Source organism: Polyangiaceae bacterium (genome assembly GCA_016715885.1).
In the GTDB taxonomy this organism is placed as follows: domain Bacteria; phylum Myxococcota_A; class Polyangia; order Polyangiales; family Polyangiaceae; genus Polyangium.
The window spans coordinates 562200-579938 of the sequence record JADJXL010000015.1; the positions used below are offsets into that span (position 1 = coordinate 562200).

Here is a 17739-nt window from a genome sequence, read left to right on the forward strand (position 1 = left end):
TAGCATGCTCTCGTGAATCCGCCCTTCCCACGCCCCACGCATTCCTGTATTTCTCCCGTGTGCATCATCCTCGCATCCTATGCATCACGGGCGCCACCCGCGGCCTTGGGTTTGCCCTCGTAGAACGGGCTCTCGCTCTTGGCGACAGCGTAATCGGCACCTTCCGCGACGAAACTCGCGCGAAAGACCTTTTCAACCTTGCTCGACAAAATGAACGAAACCTGCACGTCGTGCAGCTCGACGTTGCAGATGAATACTCGTGCGCCACTTTGGTCAAGCGCCTGCCTTCCTCGATCGACCACATCGACGTTCTCGTCAACAATGCCGGTATCAATTCCACGAGCCGCGACATCGCCGATCCTCGTACGGCATACGACCTCGGGAGCATTACGACCGCAGCCCTCGATCGCATGATGCACACCAATGCGTTCGGCCCCATATTCGTTACACGCGCGCTCTTGCCATTTCTTGCGCGTAGTTTTCAAAAAACAAACGAAAACAATCGATCCATGACCGGACTCACGCACCATATACCGATTGTCGTCAATCTTTCTTCGCGCCGAGGTTCCCTCGAAGAAAAAACGACGGGCGGCAATTATGGATATTGCATCTCCAAAGCCGCACTCAATATGGCAACCCGAGCTCTTGCAGCGGATCTCGAGCCCATGGGCATCGTGGTCGTCGCCGTCCATCCGGGCGCCGTGCGTACTTCGATGGCACAGCCCGACGCTCGCACATCACCAGCCGAAGCGGCGAGCCGGCTGATTGAATTGATCGATCGTCTGACCCCAGCCAATCATGGTTTTTTCCTCGAATCAGATGGAACGCGGAGGCCCTGGTGATTTCTCGTAATGAGCCCCGAAGTTTGCCAGAATTATTGCTTTCGCGTGCGGACGACGCCGATCAATCTCGCGCCACCGTCGTCATCGAAGGAGGCCGTTCATTATGCCCAGCTGACCTTGCCGGACAGGCAATGCTCACTGCACGAGGGTTTTGTCAGGCAAAAGCACGCATTGGCCAACCCGTATTGCTCTTGATTCGCGACATTGAAGATTTTCTCGTTGCGTTTTGGGGCGCATTGTTCGCGGGTCTCGTTCCCGCGCCGCTCGCCGGCCCTCGAGATGCCTCGGAACGCGAACTGGAGCGTATTCTCAAGGTCGTTCGAGTCCTCGCGGATCCGCTGATCGTCGTGGACCGAAATCTCACGACCCTTGCGCCTCCGGGCCTCGAATTTCTCGATATTGGTGAATTGCGTCGTGCAGGCCCTGGCGTCGTCGCAGATAACAAAAATCCGCTCGCGCTCATTCAATTTTCTTCGGGTAGTACGCGTGACCCACGAGGCGTCATGCTCGATAACGCCAATATACTGGCAAACCTTCGGCAATTCACCTCCGCTGTTCATTTCGATTCATCGGACATCGCTCTTACATGGATGCCGCATCATCATGACATGGGGCTCATCGGCGGACACCTCGGGCCACTTTTTGTGGGAGCTCGCCAAGTGCGAATGGATCCTGTGCACGCCATGGCCGATCCGCTGCAATGGCTCGAAGCTGCTGCGAAGCATCGCGCAACCGTTCTCACGTCGACGTGCCTTGGTTTGTCCCGAGCAACCCGTGCGCTTCGCACGCGCGCGCCCAGCGCATATGATCTCTCGTCCGTGCGGATCGTCGCGACGGGCGCCGAGCCGCTCGATCCAAACGTGCTTTGCGATTTTTCCCGCGTTACGGGCATTCCCGAAGAGGCGCACAGGCCCATGTACGGCCTCGCCGAAGCCACCGTTTGCGTATCTGCACCGACGCGAGGTGGCATTCGTACGGTCGATATCGATGGCCGAAAGCGATTGCTTCTTGGGCCTCCCGTGCACGATATGCGCGTGAGAATCGTCGATGAAAAAGGCCACGAGCTGCCTGAAGGATCCGAAGGCGAGCTCGAAATTGCGGGACCCAACGTCACGCGTGGGTATTACTTGGACGAACCCGCCACGAAGGAGATCAAGCACAACGAGTTTGTCCGGACGGGTGACATTGCGCGTGTCGTGGACGGTGAAATCGTCATCGTTGGACGTCAAAAGGATGTCGTCATCGTCGATGGTCGCAACCTTCACGCCCATGATATCGAATTTGCTGCAGAAAGCATACCTGGCGTCCGAATCGGGGCTGCAGTATTCGTTGCAGATGCTCGAGAAATCCCCGAACGACCGACGATTGGCGTCATGCTTGCCGAGGGAGCCGAAGGTTTTCGCGTCATTCCCGAAATACGCAAACGACTCACCGCTGAAATCGGAGCTGTGCCTCGGGTTTTTCCTCTACCAAAAATCCCACGGACGACGAGCGGCAAAAAACGACGTGCCCAAGTTCGTGTCGACGTCGAAAGCGGAGTTTACGATCACGCGGTACACCCCACGACCGTAAGTTTGGTGCGACAATCGTTTGCCCAAGCTCTCGGTCGATCGCTTGGTGATCATGAGCTCGACGTGCCATTTGCGCTGCTTGGTGGCACGAGCCTCATGGCTGTGAAGGTCATCGATTCGCTTGAAATGAGCATTGGAATCGCGCCCGACCACCGTTTGCTCATGCGCGGCGACACGGTGCATCGGCTTGCTCGAATACTCGAACAAGACGTTGATCCGGATAAGCATACATCGTCAAGACAAACCAATCACCAAGACAAAAGGATTGCCATCGTCGCGCTTGCGTGTCGCGTGCCTGGGGCTCGTGGACCGGCAACGTTTCTCGAAGTAGCAAAGAGTGAGCAAACGCAAATTGGTTTGCCCAAAGCGGGGCGCAAGGGGGGCCCTGGGGGCTACATCGACGACGTCGACTTTTTCGATGCGCAGCGATTTCGTGTTCCGCCCGATGAAGCGGCCGCCATGGATCCGCAGCAGCGGTTGATGCTTACCATAGCGGACGAGGCTTTGTCGCGCGCGGGTTTGGACTTGCATACGTTTGGGCGGGATATTGGCGTTTTCATTGGAGCGGGGCATCCGGCGTACCTCGAACACGTTCTCGCGCACGTTGAAAACGATGTTTCCGCGTTGCCTCCGGGTACGCTTGCCGGCAATTTGCTTTCCATGCTCGCGGCTCGCATTGCGCATTCATTCGATTTGCGTGGCCCCGCGCTTACCGTCGATACCGCCTGCTCGTCGTCCCTCGTTGCACTGCACGTTGCCTGTCAATCCATTCGAGCTGGCGAATGCGCCGCTGCAATCGTGGGCGGTGTTCATTTGAACCTCACGCCCACGCTTGGCCTGCTTTTCGCGCGCGCGGGGGCTCTTTCGCCGTCGGGCCGATGTCGACCATTCGAGCCGGACGCGGACGGTACCGTGCCCGGCGAAGGTGTGCTGGCGACCGTGCTCGTGCCGTTCGAGGTTGCCGAGCAAAATGGTTTGCCCGTGATTGCGGTCATTCATGGATCAGCCATCAACAACGACGGCGCGTCGCTTGGTGTCATGGCGCCGAATCCTGCAGGTCAAGAATCCGTCATTCGTCGAGCGCTCGAAACATCGGGAATCGATGCTGCGCGCATATCGATCGTCGAAGCTCACGGCACGGCGACGCGCGTGGGCGACGAAGTCGAACGCGCCGTGCTTCGCCGCGTCTACCCGCACGGTCCCAAGGTTATCGCCGTCAAAGGAATCATCGGGCATCTCATGGCGGCCGCAGGTATCGCAGGTCTTGCGCGTCTCACTCTCCAATTGCAATCGGGCGAATTTGGTGCCGTCTCCAGCTTCGGGTTTGGCGGAACGAACGCTCACGTAATCGTCGAAGGCGCAAAACGTCGCGTGTCGAATGCCGGTCTTGCCGATGGTCCTCGTGCGGGGCAGAGGCATTGGCTTCGCGAAATCCCTCGAGGCGATCGTCGCAACCCAATATTTCAATTGTTTGTTTTGAATGGTGAAGGTCGGCTCGAACTGGCCCAGACAAACCATCCGCCATCGCTTCGAGGTTCATCGGTCATTGTCACGGGTGGGACGGGTGCCCTGGGTCGTGCGCTCGTGGACGAGCTTGCGCCTCACGTTGCACACATGCTGATCGTGGGAAAAAGGCCTCTCGATTCCGATGTGGAGGCATTGCTTCATCGAGCGCGTTCGTTGGGTGCTGCAATGACGTATTGTTCGGCCGACCTCACGACGTCTTCAGGTTGTCGAGCTGTCCGGGCTGCGGCAGCGCTCTTGCCGCCCGTGGACGTGCTTTTTCATGTTGCGGGCAATCTCGACGCCGACCTGTGCGTTGCCGCGAAACGCGACGCCCTTTTGCGTCTGGAATCGATTGAATTCAAAGAGCTCGTGTGTGCATCATCCATTTCTGCATGTTTTCCGGGTCTCGACCGGGGGCTCGAAGCGTACGCTGCGGCAAATCGGGCGCTCGACGAATACACGAAAAATGCGCGTGCTCAGGGCGCACCATTCGTCAGTGTTGCATTGCCGCCTCTCACTGGGGGAGGTTTGGCCGAACCTTTTCGCGCCGTCATTGAAAAGAACAAATTGCCCACGCTCGACATGAAGAGCGCGGCGAATGCGCTCTTGGCCGCGCGGGGCGTGAATGCAGGGCATGTCGTTGCGCTTCCCGAAGGAGCGACCGCGGCATTTTCGTTTGCGTCTCCGTCGAAGCTGCCAACGAAATTTGTGGATGCGGAGGTGCCGACCACGTTGGACATGCTTCGCGAGTTTGTCGCGAAAGCGCTCGAGAAGCCGCCGCTCGAAGTTGACGTTGACGTGTCGTTTCCAGCGCTTGGACTCGATTCACTCACGGCGCTCGATATCATCAAATTCGTCGAAGCAAAAATCGGACAAACCCTCCCGTCGACACTCCTTTACGAGCACGACACCATTGCGAAAGCGGCTTTGGCCATTGATGCTCTCATGCCGAGCGCTCTTTCTCCCCCTCTCCCTCATAGGGAGAGGGGGCGGGGGGGTGAGGACTATTCCCCCTCTCCACTTGTGGAGAGGGGGTTAGGGGGCGAGGCCCTCTTGCCGTCGCAGCTTTCGTTCGTGGCCCAACGATCGTTTTTCCCGGACATGCCCGGCAATGTATTGCTGGCTGCGCGAGTCGACGATGGCGGCCCAAGGCTCGAGCGTGAAGAACTTCAAAATGCCGTCGCAATTCTCGTGGCTCGGCATCCTGCGCTTGCGGCGGTCATAACACGTCATGGAGCGCATTATGTGCAAGTCCCGGGTCCTGGACCCGAAATTCGCATCGTGAGCGAGCTCGATGCTGCGGCTGAGGACGCCATTGCGGACGAACCATTTGACCTGAAGCGAGGTCCTCTCGTGCGTTTCGTGACCGATGGTCGAAGGCTTCTCGTCAATGGTCATCATGCCGTCGTCGACGCGTGGAGCGTTCGTAACGTGTGGCTCGAATTGCTCGAAGTTTTAAGCGCGCAACGGTCCGGAAAAACCCCGTCCCTCGAACCATTACGTTCGTCTCTTGCCGAAGCAATGGACGTCTCGAGAAAACCCTCTCCTGCTGCGGATGTCGCCTGGTTTCGTGCACGGCTCGAAGGGGCGCCTCCATTGCATTTGCCGTGGACGAGCCCAATCGATGCGCCATCGTCCGGCGGTGGAGCCCTCGTGAGGAAAGTGCTCGACATGGCGGCGACTACCGATGTGCGAGCCAAAGCGGCATCGAGCGGCGTCACATTGCCCGCGTGGGCATTGGCCGCATGGATTCGCGCATTGTTCGATGCGTCCGGGCAGCACGACGTCGTCGTGCGCGTTGCGCATGGCAAGCGTTCAGCACGATTGCCCAATTTCGACCGATTGGTCGGTGCATTTGCAGATGCGCTCGTGGTGCGTGCCGAGGTGGGCATAAACGAGGATACCGCCGCCGTTGCAAAACGCGTGCAAGCGTATCTTCACGAAGCGCAAAAACACGAAGCTGCTTCCGCATTCGATATTGCCGATGTCGTCGAGCGATCATTGGCCGGCCCAGTCGGCATTACGCCCGTCGGATTCAGCTTTCCGCTCTTGCCGCAAAGCTCGCGCATTGGTTCCTTTGCAATCGATGACGTCGTGGGTCGTGCAGCCGCAGGTTTTACGCGCGCAACCCTGGTCGCATTCGTTGCAAACGACAAACTCCATTTGTGCCTCAATGCCGCCCGCAGTCATCTTTCGGCTTCTCAAATGCAAGCGCTCGTCGATGCATGCGCGACACACCTCGTCGATGCTCCGCGCGCCGCCATGCCGAACACGCTGCATGGTCGAATTCTCGATCGGTGCGCGCTGCATCCTGATCGACATGCAATCCAAGGGCTCAGCTATGGTGTACTTGCACGACGTTCCGCGTCGCTTGCCGGCCGACTGTGCGAATATAAAAATTCGTCCGGGCGCATTGCCGTCCTTGCGTTACCAAGCAAAGATGCCGTCGTTGCGATTTTGGCGATATTGCGAACAGGCAATGCCTATGTTCCCCTCGATCCCCATTGGCCCGACGCGCGCATTACGCAAATTCTCGAATCGTCGGCTGCAAGTTGCCTCGTCACCACCGCTGATCTCGCCGAACGCGCTCGCAGCTTCCATGATTCCATTCCCGTCCAGATCATCGATGAGCGCGAAAGTTTGTCTGGTCCCAACGAATCCGACGTAACTGCGGCCTATGTCATGTACACATCGGGTAGCACGGGCAAACCCAAGGGAGTCGTCGTATCTCATCGAGCGTGCCTCGTGTTTCAAGACTGGGTGCACCGTGCATTTGCCGTCACGGATGCCGATCGTTTTGCGCAAACGTCGTCCCTTGCATTTGGTGGCAGCATTCGACAAATATTTTCTGCGCTCCTTGCTGGAGCTTCCATCTACCCCGTCGATCATCATACGCTTCGTGATCCCGATGCGCTCGTGCGTTTTTTGCACGACGAGCGCATCACCATTTGGAATTCGGTCCCATCGCTTTGGGTACACCTCATGGACGCCGTTGAACGAAGCGACATCCATGTTCCATTCGCAGCCGTTCGGGCCATTCTCATTGGCGGCGAACCCGTTCCCGCCGCACTCGTGAGGCGCTGGCGCGCGTTATTGCCTCGCGCCGTCGGCAATACGCATTCATGCCGGCTATTCAACCTTTACGGCAGCGTGGAGACCATCGTGAATGCGACATGGTACGAAATCGTTCGCGATCCGGCTCCCGAAGATGTGCACACCCCCATCGGATGGCCACGTTTTGGCACGCCCACCACGCTCGACGATGTCAACCAAAATGGCGTCGGTGAAATTGCCGTTGCTGGTGCCATTGCCGATGGCTATTTGCTCGATCATGCGAGCACCATGTCGAGCTTCATCGGAAGCGGCGCGGCGCGCGCATACCACACGGGCGACCTCGCCAAGCGCTTGCCAGACGGATCGCTCGTCCACATGGGTCGCAAAGACAATCAAGTCCAAGTTCGAGGCAATCGCGTCGAGCTTGTCGAAATCGAGCACACGATTGTTATGCATCCGGCCGTTCGCCATGCTGTCGTCACGTGGAATGACGGCCGCCTCGTGGCAGCAATCGAGCTCGTCGAAGGGGCGGCAGCACCTGATTTGCGCGAGTTTGTCGAAGCAAGGCTGCCCGCATTCATGGTCCCCAATCGCTTCGATATCCATGACAAACTCCCGCGGACTCCGGCGGGAAAAGCGGATCGCATCAAACTTCGTACGGAACCGAAAGAGGTTGGTGAAACGGACGTGCATGCCGCGCTCGTATCGGCGTGGCGCGACGTCCTCGCGCTCGATGCCGATCCGCGTCCAGAAGACGACTTTTTCGCTCTCGGCGGCGATTCCATCCGAGCCCTCGAAGTGCTCGATCACATCCGCGTCCGTCTTGGTTCCATAGCGAAAAACCTCCGCCCACTCGAGCTATATCGGCACAGACGCTTTTCCGCGCTCGAGGACGCTTTGCGAATGGCCATCGACAAGACGACGTCAATCATTGCTGGTGCCTCGACGTCTCGCGCCGTGCAAAGCGTCCGCTTTGGCTTGACCTCTGTTCAACGAGGGTTCTGGCTGGCGCAGCAAACGAGCGGCAAATGCCCAACATGGTCGGCCGCCATTCCACTCGAAGGCGATATCGACATCGACGCGCTTCGCAGTGCGCTCTCATGGCTGGTCGAACGACACAGCGTCTTGCGCACGAAGTTCTCGCGTTCTTCGCGTGGCGTCGAGCAAGAAGTGCTCACAAATTACACCGCGCCAAACCTCGAAGTCGTCGATGTGGTTTCTCTTGACGAACAGGAAGCTCGACGCCGTATCGACGTTGTTTTGGAGGACGCGTCATCGCAATCGTTCGATCCAGAACGACCTCCACTTTTTGCGTGGTGGCTCGTGCGTCGAGCGGCGAATGAGCACGTCCTCGTGCTTTGTTCGCACCACATCATCAGTGATGCGTGGAGCTGTTTTTCGCTGCTCAATGAGTTGTGCGCAGCGCATGATGCCATTCGATTGGGACAACCCCCGATGCTCCCTGCATTACCATTGACGCTCGCCGATGTCGTTCATCATGAGAGACAAACCCCGACATCCGACGAGCTTTCATTTTGGCGCAAAACGCTCGACGGCCTGGAACAAGGGCCAGCTTCGCTGGCGCAGCAGCAAGTTTCATATATCGTGCAACTACCATTGCAAGTGCGCGACGCCATTTTTGCCAAAGCGCGCGAAGGGCGCACGTCGGCATATGTCGTTGCGCTCCATCTCTTTGCGGAGTCATTGGCAGACGTCACGAGCTCGTCTGACCTCGTCATTTCCACCGCAATATCGGGTCGTGATTCGACGACGGGTGATCTATCGCGTGTCGTCGGTCCTTTTGCTCGAGCGCTTCCCGTGCGTATTCGTGCTCCATTGCAGCTTGCGGACGTCATGCGTGCGCTCGACGATGCAATGGCGCACGCGGACGTGCCGCCTCATGCCATCGTGACGCTCCTCGGCCCCTCCGCAATCGATACGCTCGGCCGATATTTTATGTCGTGGCTCGATCCGTCCGCAATACGAAGCACGATGCAATCGTCGATCGTGCCGCATTTCGCCGGCAGCCGCTTTCACTTTGCGACGGGGTCGACTCGCACCGAAGTAATGATGGGCATCATGCCGCATCATGGCGGCATGACATTGCATGTCCACGGCGCGCCGATTGCCGAACGAGTAGCGCAGGCATTCGAGCTACGTGCCAAAGCATTGCTCCCTTCATCGTCGGCGCTCGTGGTGTATGCGCCGCCCAATACGCCCATTCCGATCACCGACCCGATCGTGGTCGAACGAGTGACATCCCGATTTGGCACGTCCGATGTCGTGCTTTTGCCAATGAGCGCCGACAAACTCACGGAGTCGACCGATCTGGAACATCGCGTGCGCGTGGCCGTGCTCGCAACGAAGGCGCCCGTGGTTGCGCTCGCAGGAATGCTACCGGCATTGACGGGACTCGGAATGCGCCCGCTTGCTGGATTGCCGCTCGAAGAAAAGCAATTGACCACGGGCCATGCGGCCACGGTTGCCGCAATGTTCCTCACCGTAAAACTCGTGCTCGATACGCTGGGAAAAACCTTCGCCGACATGCACGTCGGGGCGCTCGGTTTTGGTTCGATCGGACGCGCGACATGGACGCTTTGCCGCACACTGCTCGGTGAACCAGCTTCGTTCCGATTCGTCGATCCGCGCGTTTCGGGCAGTTCGCCTTCGCTCGAAAATGCCCATCTCATTTTGGGCGCGACGAGCGGCGGTGCGGTCATTGAAGTGGACAAACTCGAGCCAGGCACCATCGTCATCGACGATTCGTTTCCGCGCGCGTTCTCCGACGAACAGGCTTGGAAGCGAATGCGCGAGCGTCGCGACGTATTGCTCGTGGGTGGAGGGATGATCGACGCGGGGCCTCTCTTGCGCACGTCCCCATTTGCCCAAGCGGCTGCAGTACGAGCGCGGCTGCCCATTCTGTGGCTCCCCGGATGTCACGCGGAAGCCGTGCTTTTGGCGGAGCGCCCCGAGCTTGGTCCTACGCGGGGAATGGTTGACGAAACTCGAGCGCGCGAGGTGCTTGGCGCTCTTCAGAGCCTCGGGATGCGAGCGGCGCCATTGCATTTGGGCCCGCAGGAAATTCCGCCGGACGTGATCGACGGGATGCGACGACTTCGGAGGAGTCCCTGATCGGCTTTGCCTGACCGACAAAAACCGGCTTCGTCAAAAAATGAACACACAAAGTCGCCGAACAGGTGTCTACCATGCACCTGTATGGACAACGTGGACCAACCTCGAGCTCCCTCGCCCATCGACGCCACCGAGCGCAATGCACTTCTCGACGTGATTCGAGGGTTTGCCTTGAGCGGCGTGTTCTTGTCCAACGTGTACGCATGGATGAGCGGGGCGGTGTTTTTGCCACACGCACAGCTCGAGGCTGCGACGTCGAGCACCGTGCACAAAGTCATCGACGCCCTTTACAACATTCTCGTTGCGGGCAAGTTCATGACGATATTCACGTTTCTGTTCGGGTTCGGGCTCGCGATGCAATTTTCTCGAGCTGCGGAACGAAATGACTCTGTGCCCAAGCGATACGTACGCCGATGTGCGGCATTCCTTTTCCTGGGCATGTTGCACCTGACCCTCTTGTGGTATGGAGACATTACCCATCAATATGCACTGATTGGGCTCGTGGTTCTGTTGTTTTACAAGCGATCGACGAAGACATTGGTGATATGGGGCCTCATTTTGACGCTGGTGGCCGTACCCGTAGGGATGTGGAGTCAATTCGTTCTGCCGCGATTGTTGACGTCACCGGAAGCAGCGCAAGCCGCAATGGCTGCGAAGAGGGCAAGTTACGAGGAAGGTAATCGTGCGCTGCTCGAAGCATTTCAAAGCGATTCGTACATGGCCATCGTGCGTGCAAATGTGACCATGTATTGGCGTCAATTCGTGAACGTCATCATTGCATCGTATCATGTGGGCACCTTGGGGAATTTCTTGCTTGGCCTTGCCGTTGGGCGGCTTGGGTGGTTTCAGGACGTTGCAGCGCATCGGCGAGCCTTTCGGCGCATGCTTGGATGGAGCGCGCTCGTGAGCCTACTATTGCTCGGCGTGATGGTTGGCTTGCGATTTCTGCTTGGAGAAAAAAGCCCCCAGCCGGGTCCCATCGCTTTGCCCATCGTGATGCCGGTGCTTCGCAACGTATGGACACTGTCCATAGCTCTTTTCTACGTTGCAGCCATCGCATTGCTCTACCAACGAGGCTTTTTTCGGCGGGTCTTGTCGATCTTCGCCCCGGCTGGCCGAATGGCCATGACCAACTACTATGCCCAGAGCGCGATTGGCGTATTCGTCTTTTGCGGCATCGGCCTCGGGCACATGGGTGATCTCCGCCCGCGCTTTACCATTGTCATGCCGATGGTGATGTTCACCGTGCAGATGGTATGCAGTTGGCTTTGGCTACGATATTTCCGATTCGGACCGGTGGAATGGGTATCGCGGTCATTGACGTACGGCAAGCCGCAGCCGATGCGCGTGCGCAAAATGGTCGAAACGCCCGACGTGGTCCCCTGAGACTCTTACAGAACCCCTCGCCTCAGCCACCGCGAAGACACCCATTCACCCGCAGAAAACCCAGACCCATCCGCATGTCGCGGTTTGTCGCCGAACGAATTCCGCAATCGCGAAACGCCCGCATCCAGAAGCGCCGTCCAGCGCCGCAAGTCCAGCTCTGCGCCGCCCGCCGTGATGGCGTCCAGCTCCAATACGCAGAGCTCGCGATCCGACATCATCGCTCCGTCCGTCGACAATTCATCCAATGTCGCCATGGGCAAGTACGGTCGGCCAAACCGATAACGCAACGTCGCCGTGAATCGCGCTCGGTTTTCTGCCCAATACGTTTTCCACGCATTTGGATCCGGCAACGCATCGCCCGATTCATCTACGATGTTTGCCCCCGTGATCCGTACGAGCGCCCGCGCGATGCCCGCGCAAAACAGCTTTTTTCCTGGAGTCGATACGGCATTCTGCAGTGCCGCCAAAAGGGCTTCCACATGACCTGGGCTCCCATGCCATCCCAGCGCCTCGGCTTCACGCGGTCGATACGCGAGTGACGATTGTAATACGGATCCATCGGCCGCATTCCCGGTCACACCGAGCAGCTCCAACAAATCGAGCCGCGCGTCGGTATGCAGCTCGCCTTGATCCGTTCGATTGTTACGCAATGCCTGCCGCGCCGATTCGAGCCCGTAAGGTTCGCCCCGACGCACCAATGCACGCATCGCCGCTGCTGCGACACGCGTATCCGTTTCTTCGCCAATCACTTGCGCGAGCATCGATATCGCCGCATTACGTTCGGCGGCCACCCCGAGACACCGCACCGCGCGCACGCGAACCCCCGGATCCGGATGCTCGAGCAGCGGTGCGACGACCGCCGTCATAGCTTCACGCCGAGCCGTGAGCACATCGAGCGCCACGCGCAAAATGGGCGCCGGCGCATCCTCGCAAAGCCGTCGCATTGCCGGCCCAATCGAGGGACTCGAACCGAGAATGAATGCATCGCGATGCGCCGGATACGTTGCCGGATGCGCCTGTTCCATTGCAACGACCGCCGCCCGCACCCGATCTTCGCCCTCCACACACGAAAGCACGAACGTCCGGGCAAACGCCCTCGCAGGATCCGGAACCTCGGCCGCATTCGAATGCGCCAATAATTCACCCAGCACATCGAATCGCAATTCGGTCCCGTCAATCGACATGACCGGATGCCCAAGCGTCATGAGCGCGTCGAATGCAGCCAAAAGCCGCTCCTCGAACGCTACGACTCCACGTGTCCATACCTGCGCGGGGTTCGGTGTGCAAAGGGCGCCCAGCGTTCCGACCTCTTCGATCAATTCACGAGCAAGCCGGCGAAGCGTCGCTTCTTCACCCGCGGCACCTGCACGATCCGGATCGTCGATCGGGATTGGCAATGGAGCTGTTACTTTCGGTTTGTCTGGGATGACCTCTTCCTGGTCGGAATCATCGTCCAGCGGTATTTCGTCGACCTCGATGAGGTCTTCCTCGGCGACGAGCAGTTTTACCGAAGCAACGATCGGCTCGCGCTCGATGCGCAAAAATGCAGCCGAGCCCGAGCTTGCACGAAATGGCGGCGACAAACTCGGCTGCGTCGCCCTTGCTCGCCAATTCGGCGACCGCCAATGCCCCTGCGCATCGACGACACGCTTTACAGTCGCCGCCAGGGCATCGTGAACGACGACGACATCCGTTGCCAGCGCATCGAGCGCCGGTTGCTTTTGCGCCACGAGCGCCGATTGCGCCGATTGCATGGCGCTCTTGGCCGCTTCCAATTTGCTCAGATGCTCGCCATCTTCGATGTGGCTCTTGGTGAGCGCGGCAAGCGCATCGAGCGCCTTTGCAAACGCTTCCGTCACCTGCGCGCGATCCATGCGTGCTGTCGACCGTTGTACGTCGAAAAGCACTCTTTCGAGCACGTCGCGAGCAATCGCCGCTTCTGCATGAGCCGGCGATGAAGGTTTGTCTTCAATCGACATCGGCGAAAGAAGTGCGCTCATGACGCCTCCTCGAGCAAAAATGCCCCACGCTCGGGCCCTTCGGATTGAAGCACCACCGCTGCCCTCGTCACCGGAGCTGCACCTGTCGCGAAATAAGTGCAAGCAATTGCAAGCAAAAGCGCGCCTGTTGCAGCTCCCGTATCTCCCAGCATTTGCGCCGGTGTCGATTGAATGGCGTTCTCTGCGAGCACGCCTCGCAGGGCCACTTGCGCCCATTCTTTGTTCCGATTCCGCTCGCCATTCAAATCGGTCAGTACCCATGACAGTGGACCGCCTTGCACAGCGATATCCTGCACGATTTGTGTCAGTGCTTCGGCTAGATTCGGCCGGCCCATCAAAGCCGATTCTTCACGCCCCGTACGAATTGTCGTGATTCGCCCGAGCGGCTGCTCGTCGGATGATGCGCCCTGCAATTTCGTTCCTGCGCGTAAAAGAACGGCGAATCCGGCGCCTTCACTCGGCACCATGCCGTTTTCCGTGCCTGCGGCATGCAACCGATGATCCGCATCGAGCCATTGCAAAACACCCTCGTGATGATAACTATCCACGCCTCCCACGACGACAGCGGGTGGAGTTTGTCCGAGCCCCGCTTTGTGAAGCATGTCTGCCGCCATTTCAAGCGCTACGACAAACCCCGCATGCCCCGCGCGCACCACGGTCGAACGCTGTAAATCGATGGGACAACGGCTTTTCGCTCGCAATGCGTCGATGAAGGCCGGACCATACCGAGCGTCGTCATCCGGTCGCCCGGCTTCTGGCAATGCGAGCACGAGGGGAAGGCTCGACGTATATTCTGCTGGCCACGCTTCACGTAATGCAGGCGCAGCGAGCCCCAGCAATCGATCGTGCCCGACGACGTCTAATGGCAAACCCCCGACGCGACAAGACCCGATGATTTGTCCTCGTTTGTCTTTGAATGTGCAAGGCCGAGGATCCAATCGTTCTGCCCGCACGTTCATGGCAACTTGCAGTCGAGACAAACCAATTGGTGCTCGTGCGCCGGCACGCAGAATCGTCGCAATGCCTCGCCCGTCGCTCGTCACAGATCAATCTCCTCTTCCGCCGCAGGCTCGTCGGGCTCCGCTGCATATCGACGCATGGCTACTGCGAGCCGTTCTTCGAGCATCGCTGCAAAAGACGGATCTTCGAGCGCTTGACGCGTGAATCGCCGTTCGAGCCGCAGCCATGGCGCAAGTCGCATTTGCCGCTCGCCAAGCACTCGGGCCGGATCTCCCTTTGCTTCCATCTCCGCCTTCATTTCGATGTAATCGTCGACGGATTGGTCCTTTTCCCACGGTTCGGCCAGCGCATCTTGAGCCGTCATGAAAAGCTCGCCATAACGCACGGCCATTGCCGTGTCTTGCTTGACCGCAGCTTCCGCCATGTTTCCCAAAATGGCGCGTTCCTCGAGCAGCCATCGGTCTTCATCGAAAAGATGACGGCGAAGCACTTCGTCGCGTTTTGGTTTTCCCTCGGCAAGCTCTGCCGAAATGGTGGCGTACTGTTCCAAGCTCAACGTTGGTTCGGGCGAAACATCGAACGTCGAATAACGGACCAAATCAATTTCTGCGGGCTCCCCTGGAGGTTCACCCCCCGCCAGATCTTCGGCGGCAACCGTAAAGCCAAACGCGCCACGCGGCAGGTCTTTGCACACGTCGTCCACCGAGCGGTGCGCGTGAGGTTCGTCTGTCCAAACGATGATATGCCGCAAATCGAAAATGTCCGGCGGAATCAATTGCACATCGCCGCGAAACACGAACGCGGCAATCGAGCGATCCGAATCGAAAAAGATGGTATCGCAGCGCAGCGGCACATCGATCCGATTGTCGTGTGCGGATACCAGGACCGCGTGCGGCGTAATCGTCGGAAAAATGGCCTCGACGTATTCACATCCCGGAACGAGCCCGCGGAGGAACATTTTGCCATTTTTGGGCAATTCGGTCGCGCGCTGGCTCATGGGTGCAGCATTGTAAACGCTGTAATCGAAGTCCGCCGGGTGCTGCTCCTCGAGCGCTGCTGCGGCTCGCGCGGCGATCGGTTCCGTGGGCGAAAACCCGTCTGGCCCACGCAAATAGGGGGCCGTGAGCGGCAACATCGTCGCGGCGCCAGACGTTGCTACACAAAACGTTCTGGAAACCGATCCCACGTGAAACTCCGCGTTGATTTGACCGGTAGGATGTGCGGAGTAGGCATGACCCGATACCAAAACGTCAATCGCCGTTTTGCGAGGAATGAAATCCCCAGGGTATGCAAGGTCGTCCGGAGCTGCGCCCACGAGTGTCGAGGGAATGGCTAGCGAAAGCGGCTCCTGTTTGTCACTGCGAACGAACGAACGCGAGCCATCTTGATTTTCGCGGAGCGAACACGAAACCTTGACGATGACGGCCAAACGCGGTTCGGGCGCGCGAAAGGGGACGATTCCCACGGGCAACGGCGCCGCTCCGTCCGCGGGCGCTGGCTGTGCATAAACGGGTCTACGAAGAAGCATATCAGGGAGCTGCAATGAGGTCGACTCGTTTGGCATCCGGTTCCCACTTGAGCCAATCCGGTTCGGCTTTGGCCACTTCCCATTCGTACCACGAGTCCGGGAAAAGAATGATGGTAAATGCGCTCTTGATGGAACCCTCGATCACGAGCTGCAAAAGCACCTTCGGCGTATCACCCAAGAAGAGCCCCAGCGAGACTTCGGCCGGGAATGCGGCCTTGAATTGAATCTTGAACCCTGCGAGCCCCAATTCGAGCGCCATGCTGAGCTCGATGGCAACTTTGCCCTTGCCGCCCGTATTCGACGGAGCATCGTATTCGTCCTGTCCGACGGTGTACAAGCACGAAAACCCAATCTTGAACCCGAAGACGATATCGGCCGCGAACGTCGGGTACTTGCGATTGATGTAATTGATGATTTTTGCCATCATGGGGCCGAGGCCCGGCAGAAATGTCAGAAGCGGTATCTTGATGCTGCCTTGTACGCCGATGAGCGGATCGAAGCCAATCGTGAGCGACCACTTCCGATTGACTCGCGCGGGCGTATAGATTGTCGAGTAATACCCTTTTTCCTGCTTGCATTCGACGTATTGCAGCTCGAACTCTACCTTCGGCGAAATCAAAAACTCGACTTTGATCTCGTGCCCGGCAATACGCGTAATCTTTTGGACGATCTCGGCGATCTTCTTACATTTTTCGATTTTCGCCAAGAACCCCTTCGTAATGTCGTCCGTTTGCTCGGCAAATAGGCTCGCTTTGATGCCTTGGGTCGGGAATACTTTGATCGTCGCCGTCTTGCTACCCGCACACGCAAGCGCTTGCACCGTAATGACGGGCGGGTTTTCCCGGATCTTCCACATCAAAAACCACTTGACCGGGCTGACCCAGGTATTCGTGGATATTTTGACCTTGGCGCCACCCGTGTCCGAATGGTCCACCGGCGTATGCGCGGCGCCGTCGCTCACCGTGCCCGGTATCGGAATTCCGAGCAACGTATTGAGCGAAAGATCGGTGAAGTCCGGGCCGACTTCGAATTCAGTGCCCGTTCCTTCTTTCGTTTTTGGCGTCACGGCGGGGACGCTGCCAACGCGCTTTGCAATCCATTTCGTGTGATTACCACCGAGCCTGCACTTGGGTTCTTTTTCAGGCGGCGATTTCGTCGTGTCCTGCCGTTCGGCCTTGAACTTGATGGTATCCCCCGAAAGCACTTCGAGGTAACTCGGTTCGCCTTTGCCACCGGGAGCGGGAAACCCCAATTTGCGTCCGTGCTCGCATGCCCCCTCGAATACGACGAGCGTGCAGATTTTTTGCAAAAACCCTTGTTCGTTCGTGGCATTGCCCGCAACCCGCGACCCATCCACGAATCCCACCGTATTCATGGCATTCTGGAACGTCGGATCATTCGTACGAATGAGCGCCCCACCTTCGGCGAAGACGTTCGTCGATCCCATGATCGGCTTCGCCTCCATCTGATAAGGCTTGCCCGAAACCGCTCCAATCACGAAGGGAGGATGGGGCGCATTGGAGGGCGGCCCGACGACCCCTTTCATCGTCCAGATGGGCTTGTTGTCGATTTTCGTGCGAATGGTTTGTCCTGCCCCTAGGCGCGTGGTGGGGACAAAATTAGGAAATGGGGCCGTGACGGGCACCGCGGGATTGATGCACACGTCCGTGGGCCCAGCAGTGCGAGGAATGTGGGCCGTTCCCTTCGTTGCAATGGCTTTTCCTTGGTTCGAGGCTGTGTCGGCCATGGTTTCCTCTTTC

Annotated in this window: 7 protein-coding genes; 3 read left to right on the forward strand and 4 right to left on the reverse strand. The window is 58.5% G+C overall.

Annotation, left to right across the window (positions count from 1 at the left end):
• Positions 1–59: 59 nt before the first annotated feature.
• The 3 genes from IPM54_15980 to IPM54_15990 all read left to right on the forward strand — a co-directional run bounded on the left by IPM54_15980 (position 60) and on the right by IPM54_15990 (position 11491).
• On the forward strand, positions 60–842 hold the full coding sequence (locus IPM54_15980) for an SDR family oxidoreductase (protein ID MBK9261288.1): 783 nt from the start codon (positions 60–62) through the stop codon (positions 840–842).
• On the forward strand, positions 839–10105 hold the full coding sequence (locus tag IPM54_15985; GenBank protein ID MBK9261289.1) for an SDR family NAD(P)-dependent oxidoreductase: 9267 nt from the start codon (positions 839–841) through the stop codon (positions 10103–10105). Before IPM54_15980 ends, IPM54_15985 begins: the two co-directional genes overlap by 4 nt.
• An 84-nt stretch (positions 10106–10189) precedes the next feature.
• Positions 10190–11491, forward strand: coding sequence for a DUF418 domain-containing protein (locus IPM54_15990; GenBank protein ID MBK9261290.1), 1302 nt, complete (start codon positions 10190–10192; stop codon positions 11489–11491).
• Positions 11492–11496: 5 nt separating this feature from the next.
• On the opposite strand, the gene IPM54_15995 is transcribed toward IPM54_15990, so the two are convergent.
• Genes IPM54_15995 through IPM54_16010 form a run of 4 tightly spaced genes read right to left on the reverse strand, consistent with a single transcriptional unit; the run spans position 11497 to position 17726 of the window.
• Positions 11497–13491: a HEAT repeat domain-containing protein gene (locus IPM54_15995; GenBank protein ID MBK9261291.1), complete on the reverse strand. Its 1995-nt coding sequence runs from the start codon at positions 13489–13491 to the stop codon at positions 11497–11499.
• Positions 13488–14534: a hypothetical protein gene (locus IPM54_16000; protein ID MBK9261292.1), complete on the reverse strand. Its 1047-nt coding sequence runs from the start codon at positions 14532–14534 to the stop codon at positions 13488–13490. The genes IPM54_15995 and IPM54_16000 overlap by 4 nt, the downstream gene beginning before the upstream one ends.
• The gene (locus IPM54_16005) at positions 14531–15979 is read right to left on the reverse strand and encodes a DUF2169 domain-containing protein (GenBank protein MBK9261293.1); all 1449 of its coding nucleotides are present in this window, start codon (positions 15977–15979) and stop codon (positions 14531–14533) included. The genes IPM54_16000 and IPM54_16005 overlap by 4 nt, the downstream gene beginning before the upstream one ends.
• A gap of 1 nt (position 15980) precedes the next feature.
• The gene (locus IPM54_16010) at positions 15981–17726 is read right to left on the reverse strand and encodes a DUF4150 domain-containing protein (GenBank protein ID MBK9261294.1); all 1746 of its coding nucleotides are present in this window, start codon (positions 17724–17726) and stop codon (positions 15981–15983) included.
• Between the last annotated feature and the right edge of the window lie 13 nt (positions 17727–17739).